This is a genomic window from Njordella aestuarii (assembly GCF_056494165.1).
Genome location: NZ_CM151397.1, coordinates 5,514,671 through 5,534,305 on the forward strand (window position 1 = coordinate 5,514,671; position 19,635 = coordinate 5,534,305).

At 51.0% G+C, this 19,635-nt stretch carries 17 protein-coding genes; all 17 read left to right on the forward strand.

Annotated features, from left to right (window positions below; genetic code table 11):
• Nucleotides 1–49 precede the first annotated feature (49 nt).
• Nucleotides 50–310 (forward strand): 50S ribosomal protein L28, encoded by a 261-nt coding sequence (gene rpmB, locus SH451x_RS21605; RefSeq protein ID WP_479359219.1) that lies wholly within the window; start codon nt 50–52, stop codon nt 308–310.
• 46 nt (nt 311–356) lie between these two features.
• A complete protein-coding gene (gene gatC / locus SH451x_RS21610) occupies nt 357–641 on the forward strand; it encodes an Asp-tRNA(Asn)/Glu-tRNA(Gln) amidotransferase subunit GatC (RefSeq protein WP_479359220.1) in 285 nt (94 codons plus the stop codon).
• A gap of 251 nt (nt 642–892) precedes the next feature.
• Complete coding sequence (locus SH451x_RS21615; RefSeq protein WP_479359222.1) at nt 893–1,693, forward strand: 3-keto-disaccharide hydrolase; 801 nt, start codon at nt 893–895, stop codon at nt 1,691–1,693.
• Between the two features lie 299 nt (nt 1,694–1,992).
• Nucleotides 1,993–2,235, forward strand: coding sequence for a 50S ribosomal protein L31 (rpmE, locus tag SH451x_RS21620; RefSeq protein ID WP_479359224.1), 243 nt, complete (start codon nt 1,993–1,995; stop codon nt 2,233–2,235).
• A 160-nt stretch (nt 2,236–2,395) separates the two neighbouring features.
• Nucleotides 2,396–3,469: a peptide chain release factor 1 gene (gene prfA / locus SH451x_RS21625; protein ID WP_479359226.1), complete on the forward strand. Its 1,074-nt coding sequence runs from the start codon at nt 2,396–2,398 to the stop codon at nt 3,467–3,469.
• A gap of 98 nt (nt 3,470–3,567) precedes the next feature.
• Entirely contained in the window at nt 3,568–4,452 is an 885-nt protein-coding gene (prmC, locus tag SH451x_RS21630) for a peptide chain release factor N(5)-glutamine methyltransferase (protein ID WP_479359228.1), read from the forward strand.
• A gap of 234 nt (nt 4,453–4,686) precedes the next feature.
• Nucleotides 4,687–6,303, forward strand: coding sequence for a glycine--tRNA ligase (locus SH451x_RS21635; RefSeq protein WP_479362928.1), 1,617 nt, complete (start codon nt 4,687–4,689; stop codon nt 6,301–6,303).
• 20 nt (nt 6,304–6,323) lie between these two features.
• Nucleotides 6,324–6,710: a hypothetical protein gene (locus tag SH451x_RS21640; RefSeq protein ID WP_479359229.1), complete on the forward strand. Its 387-nt coding sequence runs from the start codon at nt 6,324–6,326 to the stop codon at nt 6,708–6,710.
• Between the two features lie 184 nt (nt 6,711–6,894).
• Nucleotides 6,895–7,713, forward strand: coding sequence for a cupredoxin domain-containing protein (locus SH451x_RS21645; RefSeq protein ID WP_479359231.1), 819 nt, complete (start codon nt 6,895–6,897; stop codon nt 7,711–7,713).
• 49 nt (nt 7,714–7,762) lie between these two features.
• Nucleotides 7,763–8,434 (forward strand): NYN domain-containing protein, encoded by a 672-nt coding sequence (locus SH451x_RS21650; RefSeq protein WP_479359233.1) that lies wholly within the window; start codon nt 7,763–7,765, stop codon nt 8,432–8,434.
• A 71-nt stretch (nt 8,435–8,505) separates the two neighbouring features.
• Nucleotides 8,506–9,624, forward strand: coding sequence for an MraY family glycosyltransferase (locus tag SH451x_RS21655; protein ID WP_479359234.1), 1,119 nt, complete (start codon nt 8,506–8,508; stop codon nt 9,622–9,624).
• An 18-nt stretch (nt 9,625–9,642) separates the two neighbouring features.
• On the forward strand, nt 9,643–12,045 hold the full coding sequence (locus tag SH451x_RS21660) for an O-antigen ligase family protein (RefSeq protein ID WP_479359235.1): 2,403 nt from the start codon (nt 9,643–9,645) through the stop codon (nt 12,043–12,045).
• A 110-nt stretch (nt 12,046–12,155) separates the two neighbouring features.
• Nucleotides 12,156–13,373, forward strand: coding sequence for a DUF1573 domain-containing protein (locus SH451x_RS21665; RefSeq protein WP_479359236.1), 1,218 nt, complete (start codon nt 12,156–12,158; stop codon nt 13,371–13,373).
• Nucleotides 13,374–13,419: 46 nt separating this feature from the next.
• Entirely contained in the window at nt 13,420–15,222 is a 1,803-nt protein-coding gene (locus SH451x_RS21670) for a multiheme c-type cytochrome (protein WP_479359237.1), read from the forward strand.
• Between the two features lie 130 nt (nt 15,223–15,352).
• Nucleotides 15,353–16,186, forward strand: a complete 834-nt coding sequence (hisN, locus tag SH451x_RS21675; protein WP_479359238.1) for a histidinol-phosphatase — start codon at nt 15,353–15,355, stop codon at nt 16,184–16,186.
• 116 nt (nt 16,187–16,302) lie between these two features.
• Nucleotides 16,303–16,566 carry a hypothetical protein gene (locus SH451x_RS21680; protein WP_479359239.1) on the forward strand — a complete coding sequence of 88 codons (264 nt, stop codon included), beginning with the start codon at nt 16,303–16,305 and terminating at the stop codon, nt 16,564–16,566.
• 149 nt (nt 16,567–16,715) lie between these two features.
• The gene (locus SH451x_RS21685) at nt 16,716–19,466 is read left to right on the forward strand and encodes a RecQ family ATP-dependent DNA helicase (protein WP_479359240.1); all 2,751 of its coding nucleotides are present in this window, start codon (nt 16,716–16,718) and stop codon (nt 19,464–19,466) included.
• Nucleotides 19,467–19,635: the final 169 nt, after the last annotated feature.

Below are 19,635 nucleotides of genomic sequence, written 5' to 3' on the forward strand. Positions count from 1 at the left end.
ACTCGCTCCCTCTTATTAGCTGACGATTCTGAAAAAAGCGGACAAGATCATGGCAAGAATGTGCGAAGTTTGCGGAAAAGGCCCGCAAGTTGGCAATCAAGTCGAAACTCGTGGTAAGGCAAAGTACTTGGGCGGCGTCGGTACGAAGATTACCGGTATCACCAAGCGACGTTTTTTACCAAACCTGCAAACAATCAAAGCTGCGACACCTGAAGGTGGCACGCAGTCGATGCGAGTCTGCGTACAATGCATCCGCAGCGGTCGTGTTCGTAAGGCTGTTCGTCAGAAGCCATTCGCTCTGCCAAAGTAGCACTCGGATTGCTTGATAACTCCTCCGATTTTGCTGGTGGACGCCGATGAGCATTCAACGCGAACAAGTGATCAAAATTGCAAAGCTCGCGCGGCTCTCTTTTACCGACGCGGAGGTTGATCAATTGACTGTCGACCTTGGCAATATGCTCAAGCTAGTGGATCAGTTGAGCGAAGTGGACACCGACGGTATAGAACCGATGGTGCATGCTGTTGAGCTGACCAACGCGATTGTGCCAGATGAGCTTGGCGAATCTCTTACGCGCAAGCAGGCACTTCAGAACGCTCCCGATGAAGACGGCGAGTGCTTTTTGGTCCCCGCGGTTCTATAGACCAACTCTTTCTCGGCGACGAGCATTCACGCTGCCGACGAATGCCGTCATGAAGGCAACTGACACATCCTTGTCACAGGCCCTCTCGAATCAACAATGCGCGAAACCGCCTTCCACGCTCGTACGTCGAACTTCGCCAGGCTCAATATTCATGAGCAGCGAGTGACTTCGGCGAGTTGCAATCGTAAGCGTTTCGATTGATAATGCCTCCACTGTTTCCTGCCTCCTACCTCTCCAAGACTGACGAAATCATGAAAAGAGCCTGGCTACTTTCTGCAATGGCATCCCTAGCATTTGCCACCTTCAACACCAACAGCAAGCTGGATGCGCAAGAATATCTAAACGGTATTGAATGGCCTAAACCACCGATCGTGACGCCTGGTGAAACCGACGATGCGCCCCCATCAGACGCGACCGTAATCTTTGATGGTGCCGATGCGTCGCATTGGAAGAATGCCGAGCGTTGGAAGGTAGAAGATGGATGCTTAATATCGGGTCGTGGGGCGATCACGAGCGTTGAGGAATTTGGCGATTGCCAAGTTCATATCGAATGGTCAGCACCGACTCCGCCGAAGGGTTCGGGGCAGGGCAGAGGCAACAGCGGCGTTTTCTTGATGGGCAAGTATGAGTTGCAAGTGCTCGATTCCTACGACAATGAGACGTATTACGACGGCCAAGCCGGGGCAATTTACAAGCAAACTCCTCCCATGGTGAATGCCATGCGCAAGCCTGGCGAATGGAACACTTACGATATTTTCTGGACTGCACCACGATTTAACGAGGATGGAAGTCTTGCTTCTCCCGCGTACATTACCGCAGTCCACAATGGTGTGTTAATCCTGAACCACTTTGAACTAAAGGGTGACAATCCATTTGATCGTCCACCGCAGTATAACAAGCACGAGAGCAAGGGCCCCATCGGTTTGCAAGACCATGGAAACCCAGTTCGCTTTCGCAATATTTGGGTTCGGGAAATCGAGCCGATCGTCGGTAAGCAGACACGAGATCCGTTCATCCGCCGCGGCGACCAAGAAACTCCGATCGCCAAATAAGGTATTCCTGTAGACGACTTTTGTGGCTCGCGGCAAGGACAGGCAGCGAGCCATCCGGCTTGAGCGATCTCTGGACGCAGCCTGCTCGGGCAGAAAGCCAATGCCGGGTCGGAGCGTTAAACCCCGATCTGGAGCCGCAAACGAGTGAAGGAATGGCTTAAATTCGGCCCTGAACGCCGGTGCGGCGAGTTTGGACTTGCTTAGGCAGCGGGTAATCGATAAGATTTTCCCTCCGAATTGCGGCTTGTATCGTTCAGGCCTCGCAGAAGCGAATTTTACATTTTCTAAGGTTCCGGTTGATGAAAACCGACATTCACCCAAAATACTACGAGACGCTGGTTACCTGCGGCTGTGGTAATTCATTTACTACCGGCAGCACTCGCAAAGAGCTGAAAATCGACATTTGCGCTGAGTGCCATCCGTTCTACACCGGTAAGCTCAAGTACGTAGATACTGCTGGACGTATTGAGAAATTCCAGACGAAGTTTGCTGCTGGAACGTATGCGTCGCTACAGCCGCCGAAGAAGGCCAAGAAGAAGTAGCTTCGTTCAATTCAAAATTTCCACCGCCGTCGTTCGCTCTCAATTTGAAAGCGTCCACGGCGGTTTGCGTTTTGATGCGATATTTTCATGCATGCCATTTTGAAATATCGCTCAGTTTGAATTTGAACCGCCAGCCATCTATCTTGAGCGACCGTTTGTAATGAAAATCCGTGACCAACTGGATGAAGCACTTGCGAAGTATGAACGTCTCGAACAAGAGATGGCAGATCCCGATGTGCTGAGCGATTCGAGTCGCATAGCTACCGTCATGCGCGAGCACGGAGCTATGTCGAAGCTTGCGACCAAGTACCGCCACTATCGCAAGTTGAGCGATGATATCAACGACCTGGTCGCGATGAGCGAGTCGCATGATTCCGACGAGCGGGCGATGGCCAATGAAGAACTGGAACGAATCCGGTCCGAACGCGAAGTACTTTGGAAAGAGTTGCTGGATTTCACGATCGGTGGTGAGGATGCCAATCGAACTCGTTGCTTGATCGAAATCCGCGCCGGCACCGGTGGTGAAGAAGCCGCACTCTTTGCGCGCGACTTGTACCGGATGTACACAACACATGCGGCGAGCAAGGGGTGGAAAGTTGAAGTGATGGATTCGAACGTCAGTGAACGTGGCGGCTTTAAAGAAGTCGTTATGGCGTTCGAAGGCGATGGGGTCTATCGCGAACTGCAATTCGAGAGCGGTGGACATCGCGTTCAGCGAGTGCCAGAAACAGAGACCCAGGGCCGCGTTCATACTTCGGCAGCAACCGTCGTTGTAATGGCAGAACCTGAAGATGTAGAAGTCGATCTAAAGCCTGACGATTATCGAGTTGATAAGTTCTGCGCCTCGGGCCCGGGCGGCCAGCACGTAAATAAAACGGAATCAGCTATTCGGCTGACTCACCATGAAACCGGCATCGTCGTTCAGTGCCAGGACGAAAAGAGCCAGCACAAGAATCTGGCTCGGGCGATTCGCGTTCTTAAAACTCGTATCTACGAAGTAAAACGTGCGGAAGAAGAGAAAAAGCGATCCACTGAGCGGCAGTCGCTCTCGGGTTCAGGTGATCGAAGCGAGCGAATTCGAACATACAATTTCCCTCAGAATAGATTTACGGACCATCGCATCAATTTGACGCTGTACAAGTTAGACCACATCGTAAATGGCGACCTTCAGCCAGTAACCGATGCGCTTCTCGAGTACGAACGTAACCAACTGCGTGGCGATATGGATGAATGAGCGTCTTGTCAAGCGATCGCACTGCGATAGAGTTGGCATGGTCTCAATGCGAATAATGCGAATGCCGCTGACTGTGGCCACCAAGAATGAATAGCCGTATGACACAACCAGAGGTTTGGACTGTTGGCAAGCTGCTCAGCTGGACCACCGACTATTTAAAGAAAAACGGCTCCGATTCGCCCCGTCTGGACGCTGAAGTCCTGCTTGCAAATGCGATGAATTGCAAGCGAATCGAATTGTACACGGCGTTTGAAGCTGTCCCAGATGATGTTGTCAAAGCTTCATTTCGCGAAATGGTGAAACGCCGGGCCGAAGGTACTCCCGTCGCCTATTTGGTCGGTTTCAAGGAATTTTATTCGCTCCCTTTTTACGTCAATTCGGATTGCCTGATACCGCGGCCGGAAACAGAACACCTCGTCGTGGCAGCGCTCGATCTGGCCAAGCTCCGGCTGGCTGCAAACGGCAACTCTTTGAAAATCGTCGACGTTTGCACCGGCAGCGGCTGCATCGCCGTCGCAGTTGCCAAGCAATTTAGTAAGGCCAGTTTGCTAGCAATCGACGTAGACAACGGGGCGCTTGAAGTGACACGGCGAAATGTCGAACGACATGAACTTGACGGTCGCATTGAAATCCGCCAAGGCGACTTGCTAAGCGAGTTGCCAGCCGAACCTACCTTTGACCTGATTTTGTCCAATCCACCTTACGTCAGTGAATCGGAATACCAAGCGCTCGATCGCAGCGTCCGGGAATTTGAACCGCGAATTGCGTTGGTCGCAGGTGAAACAGGGACCGAGCTGATCCAACTTTTGGAATCCCAAGCGCATGTACGATTGCTTTCAGGTGGTAGCCTGTTAATCGAACTATCGCCCATGATTGCTCAGGCAGTAAAGTCCATGTTTTCAGACGAGTCGCGTTGGACGAATGTCAAGCTGGTCAGGGATCTGGCCGGCCACCACCGCGTATTGCAAGCTACTAAAGTTTAAGGCTCTAAGGAATTGTCCCGAAACAGTTTCCGATTTTAGCGGCGCGGCGCAGGCCGTCCTGTGTCACAAAACCGGAGGGCTTGCGCCCTACCGCTTAAATTGATTTGAGAAAGTTGTTTCAGAACAATCCCTACATAACAAAATCGAACGCGGCCAACAGTGCCGTCCAGGCGACTGACGCCTCCAAAGCGTCAATACGCTATCAACCAGCAGGAATTAAACATCATGATTAGCATGGAAAAACTAGTTTCACTGTGCAAGCGACGTGGATTCATGTTCCAGTCGAGTGAAATATATGGCGGGATGAATGGCTTTTGGGATTACGGCCCACTGGGCGTAGAACTGAAGCGCAACATCAAGGACGCGTGGTGGAGCGACATGTGTTCCGGCCACAACGAGATGGTCCAACCTGAAGGCGCACCTTCGTGTTACGAAATGGTGGGGCTTGATTGCACCATTTTGATGCATCCGCAAGTCTGGAAGTGCTCGGGGCACTATGACTTGTTCCATGACTTTATGGTCGATTGCAAGGAATCAAAAAAGCGGTACCGCTTTGATCAAGTCCGCGGTCGATGGGTCACGGCCAAAGGGCAGCGAATTTTTGTTACGACTCTAGGCGATGCCGAAACGCAGCATGAAGACACGGAACGTCGGGCAATCAAATTTTTCAACATGCGAAACAAAGATGCTGACCAATTGACTTGGGACAGCGAGTTTGTTTCGCTTGATAAAGTTGCCCACGCACATGCCGAATCGATTTTGGCACCTGATGCAACAGCTTTAGCAACGTTGACGGAACCGCGCGAGTTCAATCTCATGTTCAAGACTTACGTCGGAGCTTTGTCGGGCGAAGAAGGCGCTGCATTTCTGAGACCTGAAACCGCACAAGGCATCTTTGTAAACTTCAAGAATGTCGTCGATAGCACCCGAGTCGCCGTACCATTTGGCGTTGCTCAAGTAGGCAAGAGTTTCCGAAACGAAATAACGCCACGCAACTTTACCTTCCGATCTCGTGAGTTTGAGCAGATGGAGATTGAGTTCTTCTGCCATCCCGATTTTTCAAAAGACTGGTACACCTATTGGCGCAATCGCCGCCTCGCATGGTACACTTCGTTAGGCCTGTCTGGCGAACGTTTACGACTGCGTGAACATGAGCAGGATGAGCTTAGCCACTATTCCGTTGGCACGGCCGATATCGAGTATGCGTTCCCGTTCTTATCCGAAGGTGAATATGGCGAACTCGAAGGCATTGCCCACCGAGGCGATTTCGACCTGCGATCGCACATGGAAGGCAAACTCGATCCTAAGACAAGGCCATTGCAAGTCGAGCTTGATGAGAACGGACAACCACGTCATCGCGGCAGCGGAAAAGATTTGAGCTACCGTGACAACATGACGAATGAAAAGTTTATACCGCATGTTATCGAACCGTCGGCAGGAGCCGATCGTGCAACGCTTGCGTTTCTTTGTGAAGCTTACTGCGAAGATGAAGCTCCTGACGAAAATGGAAACATGCAGACGCGTGTCGTAATGCGACTGCATCCGAGAATTGCTCCGATCAAAGCAGCTGTATTTCCCCTGGTCAAGAAAGATGGCATGCCGGAAATTGCTAAAGAGATTTACGGCGAACTCAAGAAGAAGTACAACGCGTTTTACGATGAAAAAGGTGCTGTAGGACGCCGCTATCGTCGCCAAGACGAAGCCGGTACTCCATTTTGCATCACCGTGGACGGCCAGACAGTTCAAGATGGTACGGTGACGATCCGCGATCGCGATACGTTAGAGCAATGGCGAGTTCATAAGGATGCTGTTGTGCAAGAGATCACGCAACGCGTACAGGGCTACAAATAAAATTTAGCGAGCGATATCGAATGAAAATGACTAAACTTTCCTGGCTCGCAATAGCAAGTTTGCTGACTTGCAGCCCGATACTCTTGAGCAACGGTCAGTCCCAAGGTCCGGCATCCGCAGGTCAAAACTGGCCAGCCAACGCGGTTACCGGCCAATCAAGTGCATCGGCCGCAGCTGCCGGCGACCTAATTTCAAGCGTCCAGTTGCTCGCCAATGGAAAGACTCAAATCATCGTGCTGGACGCGGGCATCCGCACTCTGGCAAGTTATCACGTCGATGAAAAAGGGGCGATCCAACTGATGAGTGTCCGCCAAATCGGCCCCGACCTGCGGCTCGACGAGTTCAACGCGACAAAACCGACGCCAAGTGACGTACGTAATGTCACGCAGCCGGGCAGCCAACCATAATTGACAAGACTTTCGACGCTTCCAGGGGTTCTTAAACGTTGACGCGTTTGCGGAAAACCCCGGGAGGTGGACGCATTCGTTCTGGCCGATTAAATTTAAGACTGGCTTCGATCCATAAACCCACCTACTTTTGCCCTGCTGCGATTGCGGCGGGGAATCTCTGATTACTTACAACGAGGATTCCATGAAATTCACACTTAGTCGTCTGTTGCTCGCGAGCTGTGCTGCTGCACCGTTGAGCGTCGCTTTTTCAGCTGTCGCGACCGCCGCTGATTGGGCCGATCTGAAAGTCACCTTCGTCTACGCAGACGACAAGATTCCCGAGCGTAATCCGATCAATATGGGCAAAGACGCCTGGTGCCAGGGCGCTCATGCGCAGCCTGTGTTGGAGCAAACGCTCATTGTTGATCCTGCGAGCAAAGGAATTGCCAACATCTGCATATTGCCTGACCGCAAGAGTGGGATCGACGAGAAAGACATCAACCCTGATCTGTTGGCAAAAGCACAACAACCTGCGACGCTCGACAACGTCGAGTGTGTTTTTGTGCCTCATATCTTCTCGGTTATGGCAGGGGGATCGGTTGTTGTCAAGAACTCCGATCAAACCGGTCATAATGCCAACTTCAACTTCTTTGCAAATCCAGCAGCGAACAAAATCATTCCGCAAGGCGGCCAGGAAGAGTTTAAAGTTGCAAAAGCGGAACGAGCACCGATTCCCGTGGACTGCAATATCCATCCTTGGATGAAAGCGTTTGTTATTGTTGCAGATTCTCCTTATGTTGGCGTCAGCAATGAAAAAGGTGAACTTGTCATTGAAAAAATGCCAGCCGGTAAGAAAATCACGATGAAAGTCTGGCACGAAAATTCGGACGGGTCGATTGAAGATGTCGTTATGGACGGAAAGCCAACGACTTGGAAGAAAGGCGTTATGGAAATCACGCTTAAGCCAGGCATGAATGACCTGGGCGTCGTCCAATTGAAGGCAGATCACTTCAAAAAGTAAGCGATCCGCACTGTTTTATTTTTTCGAAGGCCCATGTTAGATTTCTAGCGTGGGCCTTTTCTATTTTATTCTTGCGCAACGGCTAAACGGTCCTGCCATGCCTTTCGAGGAATATGCGATCAATGACATTCGGCTGGTAATTGACGGTTACAACGTTTTGTTTCAAACTCCGCTGATGGTGGCGAATCGGGGAGCGATCGACTCGCAGATCAGCCGCGACCGCTTGGTAGGATTCGTGCGATTAGTCGTCGATGCGAAAATACTTGAGCAAACACTGATCGTATTTGATTCCAAGAAGACTCGGACGCTTGCTCCCTGTATCGAACAAGTTAGCGGCGGGCCTATGGTCGTGTTTGCGTCAAACTATGACGAAGCTGACCAACTGATCGAGGATCTAATCATTCAACATGCGCGGCCGAAAACTGTTTCGGTCGTTACTTCAGACGGGAAAATCATATCGACGGCGAGGTCGTACAGCGCGACGGTTTTGGATTCAAAGGCGTGGTACTATCAGAGCCTCACAAAGATTCCAGTTGCAACTCAAGCATGGATTGGCAAAGGCGAGTCACCGCCGGCTCACAACGTTTCTGCTCCGTCAGCCACTCTGGAACGGGATCGCCCCGGTAGCATTTCAAATGATCCTAACCTGCGTATTCGTGCTAATCGCGAGCTGACCGACGACGATTTCTCGGGGTTCGACGATTTTGATCTGGACGAGTAGGCAAAGTACTTGAGTCAGACGATACTTGCACTTTTGTAGGTTTGGTCCGGCAATTTAAACTCGGGGCGGAGATGGTCTGGATATTAGCGGTTGCAATCTTGCTTCCGTCCCTCGTGGTGAGCTTGCTCGCGGTCGCGGCTGTTAAAAAGGCGGCCAAACAATTGGGGCTGTTAGATCAGCCCAATGCCCGGAAGGTTCATTCGACGCCCATTCCTCTTGGAGGCGGGCTGGGCATCTGGGCAGGGATGCTGTTCACCTTCGCAATCGGCACGGCCGTGGTCTACGGAGCCAACCAGAGCACATTAGAGCAGTTCGGCTTTGGATTTCTGGGACAACATTTGGAAGGCATGCGTGCCAAGAGTGTGGAGCTCTGGTGCTTGCTCGCCTGTGCCATGGTGCTGGTTGTTGTCGGGCTGTTGGATGATCGACGCGGGTTGTCTTGGCAAATACGAATCGTCGTCGAGTTCCTCGTCGCCGCAGTTGTAGTCTTTGGACTCCGAATCCGCTTTACGGCTTTTATCGACAACGGGGTAATCACTGGATTTGCGAGCATGCTGTGGATTGTTGCCTTGATCAATTCCTTCAATATGCTCGACAATATGGATGGATTAAGTGGCGGAGTGGCAGCAATCATTTGTACGGTACTTGCCGTCATGCTGCTCAGCAGTCCAAGCGTCACAGGGATTCAGCCCCAAATATTTGTTGCCTGCATGCTTTTGGTTTTACTCGGTAGCTTGCTTGGATTTCTTTGGCACAACTGGCCGCCAGCCACGATCTTTATGGGTGATGCAGGTAGCTACTTGGTCGGATTCTGGATTGCAGTGGCAACGTTGCTGACAACATACACAGGATATCGATCTGACACGCCGCACGTGATTTTAGCACCCGTTTGTGCGCTGGCGATTCCGATCTACGATACGTTCAGCGTCGTATTAATAAGGCTCCGCGAAGGCCGCAGTCCTTTTCAGGCCGACAAGAAGCATTTCTCTCATCGGCTGGTAGAACTGGGGCTGTCGAAGCGGGGCGCCGTTTTCACGATTTATTTAGCGACGCTGACCACATCTTTGGGCGCGCTTTTGTTACAACGCACGACTGTTTTTGGTGCTGTTATAGTCATGATAATTGTGTTGTGCACATGCAGCTTGATGGCAATGCTCGAAGTTCTCGCAGGACGTGGCAGAACTTCCTGATCATTGGAATGGAGTTTTATGAATATCCGCGACCAGTCCCAGCCGGCGCTTTCATCGCTTCTGCCTAAGATAGCTGTCTTCGCGACTGTGGTCCTTGTCGGATTAGGCCTTACACTCGGCATTGCGATTCCGAGCACAACCAACGAAATCGCCGACGGCGGTACTCTCTTCCAAAATCTTGTTTGGCTTTGTGCCGGTTCGTGTTTGTCGCTTGCCTGCTTAGCAAACCCAAACGTGCAGCGCCGGAGCAAAAACCTGACTTTTTGGATTGCCATATTCTGCGGGGCCATGCTGCTAGCGTTGGTTACTTTTTCGACACTTTACGCTGGTCCGAACGCAAACTTTCGCAGCGCAGTTAACACATTGTGGCAATGGTTAGGTAGTGGCGTCGCGTTAGGTACGCTTATTGGTCTTTTTCGTTCTAACGGCCTATCCGACTTAACCCCTCAAAAGATTTCCCGAGCTTGTTTGTGGTTCGTCATCTTCGCAAGTTGGGCCTTGGCGTTGCATGGTGGTTACCAGAAACTCGTTTCCTTTCAGAACGATATTCGGCTTTATCAAGAAGACCCCGAGTCTGTTTTGCGAGAATCGGGAATTGATGCACCTGAAGGATCGGCCATGAGAAATCTTTTTGAAAGCAGACTGCTCGATCGCGCTCCCATGGCAACCTTTGCTTTAACCAATTCGCTGGCCATCGTTTTAGCCGTCGCACTGGTACTGCTGTGCGGCGTCTTAGTGAATTCCAACGATTCGTCGATAGCTTTGCGAAGCAGCATCTTTTTCATAGTCGTCCTCCCGCTGGCCATGTGCTTGATCTGGACCAAAAGCCGAACAGCTTGGCTAGCATGCTTGGCAGGAATTGCCTGGATTATCCTCCACGAACAAAATTTGCGTGCGTTTGCACGCCGGACTCCAATCAAAACCGCGCTGGGCGTTTTTTGCTTAGCTGGGATTGTGCTATCAGCCGTTTACTGGTGGGATCCGCTGATCGTTTCCGAGTCAGCCAAGTCGCTCTTTTTTCGTGCAAGTTACTGGCAGACCACTCTAACGATTATGGCCGATCATCCACTGCTGGGAATCGGTGTTGGAAATTTCCAAGACTACTACACACAGTACAAACCATCACTATCCTCGGAGGCAGTTTCAGATCCTCACAGTCTGTGGTTCGAAACGTTAGCTGTGGCTGGACCGCTCGCCTTAATCCTGCTCATATGTTTTCTCGTCACGACTGTTTTCTACAATTGGCAATCGGGTTTTGCGACGAACGATATTAGCGGCTCGTCTATGCTGGCAGGCATTGAGCAGCAGCAAGGCAGTTACAAAACATCTGTAGCTTTCGTCAGCGGGATCGTGCTGGCATGTGGCTGCATTTGGCTAACATACGGATTGGCAGGAGCGGCACCCGATTGGTTGCCATATTCATTCTTGATTCCAGTATCGGGGATTGTATTCTACATTTTTGTAGTCAAGTACACAGACGATCCTTCGAGTTTTTTGTTCACCCGCCCAACCATCGTCGCCGCGCTGATTACGAGCCTGGTCGCGCTTTCGTTTGCTGGAGGGTGGATGACGCCGGGTGTTGGCAATATCGTCCTAATTTTGTTAGCTCACTTGCTGGCGTTCGGCCCCTCGTCCAAACTAGACGAAGAATTAGCGATGCGGAGACCGCAGAGATTGGTTTGGTGCATTTTTACGTTAGGTCTTCTTTGTTGTTTCATATGGTCCGCGTGGTTGCCGACTCGCAAAACTGAACTTCTTCTGTTACAGCTGCAACAACCAGGTGCACGTTTTGACGATGTCACGGCCGCGAACATCGTTGCCTCCGATCGTTGGAACCCTTACGTGTGGCGGCTAGCGGGAGCGGCTGAGCACAATCGGATCTTAGGTTTGGTCTCAAACGCAGGTAGTGAGATTTCACCACCTTTGTTGGAACGCTTTGATCATTGGAGTGACGGGTACGTCAGGAGTGACCAACAAAGCTGGGAAGCTTGGACTCAGCGGGGCCATTGGCGGCAAGATTTGGCTGCCTACGACACCCAGTTGCTAACTCTAGCGGCCAAAGATTACGAGATGGCGGTCGAGCGATATCCGAGCGATGTTGAAGTGTTGTTACAAGCGGCGATTGCCCATTTTATGATCGGCGACTACGAAGGTGCAGACGAATTCTTGACCAAGGCAGAAGAAGTCGACCGATTCACCGAACATCTCGACCGTAAGCTTGCGGCTGGCATCGTCTACTGGTCTCCTTTTCTACTGCGAAATTTTTCGACGGGAGGACAGAACGAGGTTCAGACGGAAATTAATTTGAAAAATAAAGAGCTCTGGGAGAACGGTCGCGATCCTGTGGGAGGGCAGCAAGGCTGGGTACGAGCTGAACCACTGGCCCAAGCCCTTCGTAGGTCCATAGCGCAAATACGTTAGGATAGTATGCCCGAGGGCATCACCGACAGCGGCTCTTTGGTATGATGTCGCACCTCATCCAAGCTTTGTTTTCTTCAGACATTCCGCATTTTTGACTTAACGAGTTCTTCATGAAACCATTCCTACTCCTTTTCATCGGTGGAGCCTTGGGAGCGCTGTGTGGCGCGGTTCAGTCTTACGGTTTCAAATCCGAGCGTTCCGAAGCCATCGGCGCATCCCTAGACCCAGTTCAGGAAGAGCGAATTCTCTCCTTGAAAGATGGCGGGGCCGATGCGCAAGAATCAGGAATGCTCCCTTCGAGCGTTTTGCCGCGAGTCGAGGTAATTGGTGGAACCGATTTTGATTTTGGAACCATGAAGCGTGGAACAACGCGGACGCACGAATTTGTCTTCAAGAACACCGGCGAAGCCCCTCTGAAGTTGGAAGTGCTCGGTAGTACATGCAAATGTACCGTTGGATCGGTGAATCAAAACTACATCGAGCCCGGAGAAGAGGCGCCGGTTAAATTGAGCTGGCACGCTGAAGGGATTCTGCCTGACTTTGCCCAAACGGCCACAATTGGTACGACCGACCCTCGGATGCGAGAAGTCAAACTGACGATCACAGGACGAATTGGCCAAAGCTATATTCTGCAGCCAGACTCGCTGGCACTTGGCGAGTTCCTCTCACGCGACACTGTGGTGAAAACGTTCAAGCTCTATTCGTACGAAGACACACCGCTCAAGTGTAACGGTTACTGGGGAGATTTAGATCTTGCCGAGACGGTTGTCGTCGAAAATGAAGTGTCACGAGTGGAACCAGGTTCCGTTCCAGAACATGCCGACGCCCGATATGTTGCGGATTTTACAGTAACGGTCAAACCGGGCATGGTAGCAGGCCCGATTAATGGTCAGGTTCGTTTGGTAGTTGGCCCTGACGAATTCCCGATGTCGGTGCCGACCACTGGCCGGTGTGTCTCAGACTTACGAATTTTGGCAGGTCCAGACTACGACGAAGAAACGAGCATTTTTGATTTAGGCAGAATTAACGGTAAAGATGGTGGGAGCAAAAGCTTTTACATCTCCGCGGTTAGCGAGCAAAAAGATATTACTTTAGAAGTTGGCAGAGTTTTGCCCGAGTCGATTGCCGATGATCTTAAAATTACTTTCGGCAAGCCGATTGTGAGCGACCGCAAGATGCTTTTTCCTTGCACTATTGCTATTGAACCTGGAACGGAACCGATTGACCGTGGGGGTTCTAATCCAGGCAAATACGGAAAAGTTTACTTTCGGGCGAATATCGAGAACTCTGAGGAAATCTCGATGTATCTCCGCTTCAAAGTCGAGTAAAAAAAGCGAACCGTTACTCCGTTAACCATTTGATTGCTTTGTTGTCATGAAGATTCGCCTTAATCGTCGTACTTTAGCCAGGAACTTAGCAGTCGCAGGAGTATTCGCTTCGGCAATTTCCGCAGCTGGAATCTTAGCTGTCAAAGCGCAGGAGCCTCGGTTCAGACTTCGCAACATCCCACAAAGATTGCTCGGACGACTACCTGCCGAGAAACCTATAGTTCCAGAGGCTCGCCCCGCGGAAACTCCGTCTTCAGCCTCGGCTGATAATCCGCCGGTTCCGGCAACGCCAGTCGTCGGCGAACTTCAAAGGACTGGCGAGCCCAATTCGGAGACGGTGCGCATGCAGTCTTCTTCGCCTCAATTTCAAGAGGCACTGCAATCGGCCGCTGGGCTGAAACCACAAGCAATCGCGACTCCGCCTGCGAAAGAGCAACCGTTGGTTATTGCTTCTGAAGCAGAAAAGTCACAGAAGATTGCTGAGGATTGGCCAGAACCTTGGGCGTGTCTATTTGTTACGGGCAGGCAGCATGGTTACATCGAACCTTGTGGCTGCACCGGTTTGGAGAATCAAAAGGGTGGACTCAATCGCCGCGACACGTTGTTGACAATGATCCGTGAACGGGGTTGGAATGTGGTCCCCATTGATGCTGGCGACCAAGTGCGCCGACACGGACCGCAAGCAGAGATTAAGTTCTCGAATACGAATGAATCTTTGAAGCAGATGGGATATGCCGCCGTTGCGTTTGGAGCTGAGGAACTACAGCTGCAGTCAACGAATCTCTTGGTAAAACTGACTGACTTGCAAGGCAAGTTTAACTCGCATTTCACTTCAGCCAATGTCTCCGTCTTAACAGACGCAGCACCTGAGCGATTTAAGATTATCAGCTTGCCCAGTGGCAGAAAAATTGGAATCACTTCGGTACTGAGCAATGAATACGCTAAAGACGTCCCGCAGGGAGAGATCACTATCAAGGACGCAGTAACATCGCTAACGCCAGTTGCTCAAAAAATTGTGGCCGAAAAATGTGACTACAAAGTGCTAATCGTCAACGGAACACTTGAGGAGTCTCGCGAGATTGCACAGAAAGTCCCACTATTTGATTTGGTCGTTACGACAGGTGGTCACGGCGAGCCAACTTACAAGCCCGAACCGATTGCAGGCACTCCGACCAGCATTATTCAAGTCGGTGTCAAAGGAATGTATACCGGTTTAATTGGTTTGTATGACGATGCACAGGAGCCTGTTCGCTATCAGCGTGTTGCACTGAGCAGCCAGTTTGAAGATTCCGACAGGATGATGAAACTGTTTGCAAACTATCAACAGATTCTGCAGAAGGCTGGTCTGAAAGGGCTTGGACTGAAGCCTCTTTCACACCCGAGCAATCGAGAATTCGTTGGTTCCAAGGCATGTGCAGATTGCCACCAAACCGAGTTCGACGTTTGGGAAAACTCGCCCCACGCGCATGCAACGGATTCCATAATTTCACCTCCAGGACGCGGCGATGTCCCAAGGCACTTCGACCCGGAATGCCTATCTTGTCACGTCACGGGCTGGAATGCGCAACAATATTACCCTTATCGAACAGGGTACTTATCGCTGGAGGAGTCGGCGCATTTGACTGGTAATGGGTGCGAAAACTGCCATGGTCCCGGTTCTGAACATGTCGCGTATGAACATGGCTTGCTGGACGTGGACGATAAACTTGAAAAAAGCTTGCGAGATGAGATGCGACTGTCGCTGGACTCTGCCCGTGACAAATGCCTTGAATGCCATGACTTGGACAACAGCCCAGCGTTTCACAACGATGGTGCTTTCGAAAAATATTGGAAGCAGATCGAACATTGATTTTGCGAATCTCCTGGTAGCGACATTGAAAGTTTGCTGGCAATGCCCTGTTGCCTCTTGGTTAGATTCGGGTATTGTGCCGAAAAGGCGATGTCGCAATATCTAGCCCCATTAGAGTCTGACTACCAAGATGTCACTTCCCGAAAACTGGAAAGTCCCCTCGCATGTTTGCAGTGGACATGAAGGGCGAATCTCGCTTGCTGTTGAACTTGCGATTGCAGCAGGCAATGCGACTCTTCCACATTTCAACCAACGCAATTTTCAAGTGGAAAAGAAGGCTGATCGCTCGCCGGTAACAATTGCCGACCGCGCTGCAGAAACTCTTATCCGAGACCGTGTTAAGGATCGTTTTCCGGACGATGCGATTTTGGGAGAAGAGTTCGGTGAACAAGCGGGCAGCAGCGACTACCAGTGGATTATTGATCCGATCGATGGTACTAAGAGTTTCATCACAGGCGTTCCGCTCTATTCAACGCTGGTGGCAGTATGCTTTCAAGGCAAGCCGCACACGGGCGTCATCTACATGCCAGCTCTTGGTCAGATCGCGTTCGGCGTCCAAAACGCCGGCGCTTGGACAAACTCGGAAACGCAAGAGTGTGTCCGAGCGAGCGTAAGCAATGTCGACACGCTGGCTGAGTCAGTCTTGGTCACAACCCAGCTGGACTCTTTTCAAAAACGCAACGCATTTGACCTTTACCAGCAGTTGGAATCCAAGTGCTACATCGCACGGACGTGGGGAGACGGCTACGGATATTACTTAGTTGCAACGGGGCGAGCGGAATTTATGCTCGATCCAATTGTCAATGCTTGGGATGTGGCCGCAGTAATGCCCGTAGTGCTGGAGGCTGGCGGACAATTCACTGACTGGCGTGGGGAAAACCGAATCGATAGCGGCCATGCAGTCGGCTCAAATGGAAAAGTCCATCTCCCAGTGCTCGATGCTCTTCGGGGGGCGCAGCTTTGATTTTATTCACGAGATGCAAATGCTAGGTTTTTCGAAACTTCATTTTGCTTCGTTAGGATTCGTGAGCTAAGTTTTTGGTGATATAGACTTTTCCTCACAACTGGACGAATATCTCAATGGACGCATCCCTCGCTCTTCCAGCCGACCACAAATCCAATGCCAACGTAAACGCTGGCTCTAGTTTCGTGGACCGGCGGCGGACCGGATCAGGCTCGGTTGCTGGCGAAAGGCGTCAGTTTGGTAATTCTTATCCCGAACTTTCGGAAGATGGCCGTGAGCTCGCGATTGCGATCGACGAATATAAAGTCGAAAATCGACGTCGCTACATCACGCCCGACGAGATGCTAAACGTCGTTCGGTCGTTGGGTTACCACCGATAAATCAGCAAAATCGCAATTTCAAGCTGTCGTGGAAACTGCTTTGGGCAAGGTAAACAGAACTTCGCCTGATGTAGTTTTCAAGATTCTGTATAATGGGCAACGTTCATGTTGCCCATTTTTTTTGACCCGCGGAAATTGCTGACGATTGGATGCTCAGTTTAAACGACATCGACGCTGCATTACCACAGTTCGGACTCAAGAGTTTTCGGCCCGGTCAGCGCGAAGTCATCTCCAACGTTGTGGACGGTCATGATTGCTTGTGTGTCATGCCGACGGGTGGTGGCAAAAGCTTGTGCTATCAACTTCCGGCAATCGTCCGCGATGGCTTGACAATTGTCGTCTCACCACTGATAGCGTTGATGAAGGATCAGGTCGACGCGTTAGCGGCACGTGGAATTCCCGCCACCGTCATCAATAGCTCGCTATCTCCGACAGAGCAGAACGATCGACTCAACAAGATAATGCGTGGCGAGTATCGGCTCGTCTATATCGCGCCGGAGCGATTGCGGAACAATCGATTCTTGGAGGCGATTCGCGCGACCCCGATCAGTCTATTGGCGATCGATGAAGCGCACTGTATCAGTGAGTGGGGACATGACTTCCGCCCTGACTATGCGCGTTTAGGTAAATTCCGCGAAGCTCTAGGGATGGTGCAAACCATTGCTTTAACTGCCACCGCAACGGAGAAAGTTCGCGAAGACATTTCATCGATTTTGCGATTAAAGAAGCCTAAGCAATTCATCACGGGTTTTGCGCGAGCCAACCTCCACTTTGGCGCTTGCATTTGTAATGGTGAGCGAGACAAGAACAAGGAACTCTTGGATTACTTGCGAGCTCAAAAGGGTTCTGGCATCATCTATGCTGCGACTCGCAAACGCTGCGAAGCGGTTCTGGAGATGATCCGAGCGGAAATACCCGAGCTGTCGATTGACGTTTATCATGCTGGCTTGATGAATGATCAACGCAAGTCGATTCAAGAACGATTCATGTCGGGGCAGCTGCGGGCGATCGTTGCGACTAACGCCTTTGGTATGGGCATCGACAAATCCGATTTACGCTTTGTTGTGCACTACAATCTGCCTGGAACGCTAGAAGCGTACTATCAAGAAGCGGGTAGGGCAGGGCGAGATGGCCTGCCAAGCGCTTGCGTTTTGTTGTACAGCAGCCAAGACCGTTACGTCCAAGAATTCTTTATCGAAAACGCCAATCCACCGGCGAAATTAGTACAGCAAGTATATGAATTTCTTTGCGAACAAACCGTCGATCCTATTGAGATGACCGCCGAAGAAATTCGCGATCGAATTAATTCACAGATGTCGGGCGAAGCAGTCAACACGGCAATACAAATCATTGCCAAAACCGGTGTATTCGACCGCTTGGAAGTCGGCGGCGGCCTCGCCATGGTCCGCATCGACAGCACTCTTCCGACACTTGTTGATCTATTGCCAAAAGAGTCAAAAAATCGACGTAAGGTACTACGTGCTGTCGAAAAAATCGTCGGCGACCAACGCGAAGAAGCAGTCTATGTACACCCCAGATACTTGATGCAGTTGAGCGGGCTTGAGCGAGACGCGTTAACACGAGCCTTAGGCGAATTGCGAAAACTCGAAGCGTTCGATTATGTGCCTCCGTTTCGGGGGCGAGCGATTCACTTTCGGCAACGGAACGTCCCGTTTGATAAACTGGAGATTGATTTCAAGGCGCTGGAAGATCGTAAAAAAGCGGACTACGACAAACTAGATCGTGTTGTAGCGTTTGCGCGGAGCCCGCAATGTCGTCAGCAGAACATCCTCGAATACTTTGGCGACATGTCGGGCAAGGCCTGCGGCGGTTGCGATCGCTGCCAGGGCCACGTTGGCTGGCCAGTTGTACCGAATTGCGACGAAGCCGCTGCGGATACACCAGATAATAAACACGTATCAGCTCCCGAGCACCTCGATCATTCGGCTAAGCCATTACTCGAGATAACGCAAGAGCAGGCCGACTTAGTTCGAAAATCTTTGCTATCGATTCAACGATTGCATGGACGTCTCGGCAAACTACTAATTGCGGAATACTTGAGCGGGTCCGAAACAGTCAAAGTCCAACGTCTGAAACTTTACAAGCTCAGCGAGTTCGGACTTTTGAAGAGCTTCCGCAAGAAAGACGTTGTTAACATCCTTGATTCACTTTTGCTTACGGGCCTGCTTGAGCAAAAGGAAATGAATGCCAACCGTCCAACCGTATTCATTGCTCCCAACGGCGAACAACTTTTATCTGGCAAGTACGACATACCGACTCCAGTATTAGAAGCGTTTGGCTTTATTCAACCTGCGAAGAAGTCGAGTGCCATTAAGAAGACGGCGGCTAACGCAAAACCAACAACCGACCTGACAACGTCTTCCGAACCAAAGGCCTCTGTTGACAAGGTGCTGATCGATAAGGCTTTGATCGATAATGTTCCGCCATCGAGCAACGAACCGTCCGATTTGTTCAGCCAATCTGCTTCCTCTTCCGCTTTTGATGCGACGCCTCACTATTCGGAAGTTGTTGTGGCTCGGACACCTCAGCAAATGGTAGAACTGGAAAACGATCAGCTTTCTGAGCAAGACGGTCAGTCGCTGCGTTCAAAAATTGATGCCCGCGACTGGATTTGGACTGCGAAGCTGGCGGATAAGGGCTTTATGCTCACGGAAATTATGGCGATTCGCCGCATGGGAATTAGCGAAGTCATCGACGACTTGGTGGCGGCGACCAATGCTGGACAAACGATCTCCTGCGAACAATTGCTTGATCGCAGAACGCAACTGGCCGTTAAAAATTTTAGGTTAGAGGACTCCGCCGCGACACTTCGCCTCGATACGGACGAAGTCATCGTGGGGCGTCTCGCGGCACTGATCAAAGGGCAACTTAAGCCTTGAACGGTCGAAAACGTCGATAAAGCTCAAAAACGTGGTAACTGCGTGCGATACTCGGCCACTTTTCACAAGCGATAGACTGTTTGTACGTGAAAAGAAACCGCTCCCGATGTAAATGCGTAGGACAGACAGGTTTAGGTACTACGGATTTCGTAGTGGCAGCGGTATAATC

Excerpts from the sequence above, each read along its gene's own strand:
- rpmB (WP_479359219.1), top strand. The coding sequence starts at position 50 with ATGGCAAGAATGTGCGAAGTTTGCGGAAAAGGCCCGCAAGTTGGCAAT.
- gatC (WP_479359220.1), top strand. The coding sequence starts at position 357 with ATGAGCATTCAACGCGAACAAGTGATCAAAATTGCAAAGCTCGCGCGG.
- SH451x_RS21615 (WP_479359222.1), top strand. The coding sequence starts at position 893 with ATGAAAAGAGCCTGGCTACTTTCTGCAATGGCATCCCTAGCATTTGCC.
- rpmE (WP_479359224.1), top strand. The coding sequence starts at position 1,993 with ATGAAAACCGACATTCACCCAAAATACTACGAGACGCTGGTTACCTGC.
- prfA (WP_479359226.1), top strand. The coding sequence starts at position 2,396 with ATGAAAATCCGTGACCAACTGGATGAAGCACTTGCGAAGTATGAACGT.
- prmC (WP_479359228.1), top strand. The coding sequence starts at position 3,568 with ATGACACAACCAGAGGTTTGGACTGTTGGCAAGCTGCTCAGCTGGACC.
- SH451x_RS21635 (WP_479362928.1), top strand. The coding sequence starts at position 4,687 with ATGGAAAAACTAGTTTCACTGTGCAAGCGACGTGGATTCATGTTCCAG.
- SH451x_RS21640 (WP_479359229.1), top strand. The coding sequence starts at position 6,324 with ATGAAAATGACTAAACTTTCCTGGCTCGCAATAGCAAGTTTGCTGACT.
- SH451x_RS21645 (WP_479359231.1), top strand. The coding sequence starts at position 6,895 with ATGAAATTCACACTTAGTCGTCTGTTGCTCGCGAGCTGTGCTGCTGCA.
- SH451x_RS21655 (WP_479359234.1), top strand. The coding sequence starts at position 8,506 with ATGGTCTGGATATTAGCGGTTGCAATCTTGCTTCCGTCCCTCGTGGTG.
- SH451x_RS21660 (WP_479359235.1), top strand. The coding sequence starts at position 9,643 with ATGAATATCCGCGACCAGTCCCAGCCGGCGCTTTCATCGCTTCTGCCT.
- SH451x_RS21665 (WP_479359236.1), top strand. The coding sequence starts at position 12,156 with ATGAAACCATTCCTACTCCTTTTCATCGGTGGAGCCTTGGGAGCGCTG.
- SH451x_RS21670 (WP_479359237.1), top strand. The coding sequence starts at position 13,420 with ATGAAGATTCGCCTTAATCGTCGTACTTTAGCCAGGAACTTAGCAGTC.
- hisN (WP_479359238.1), top strand. The coding sequence starts at position 15,353 with ATGTCACTTCCCGAAAACTGGAAAGTCCCCTCGCATGTTTGCAGTGGA.
- SH451x_RS21680 (WP_479359239.1), top strand. The coding sequence starts at position 16,303 with ATGGACGCATCCCTCGCTCTTCCAGCCGACCACAAATCCAATGCCAAC.
- SH451x_RS21685 (WP_479359240.1), top strand. The coding sequence starts at position 16,716 with ATGCTCAGTTTAAACGACATCGACGCTGCATTACCACAGTTCGGACTC.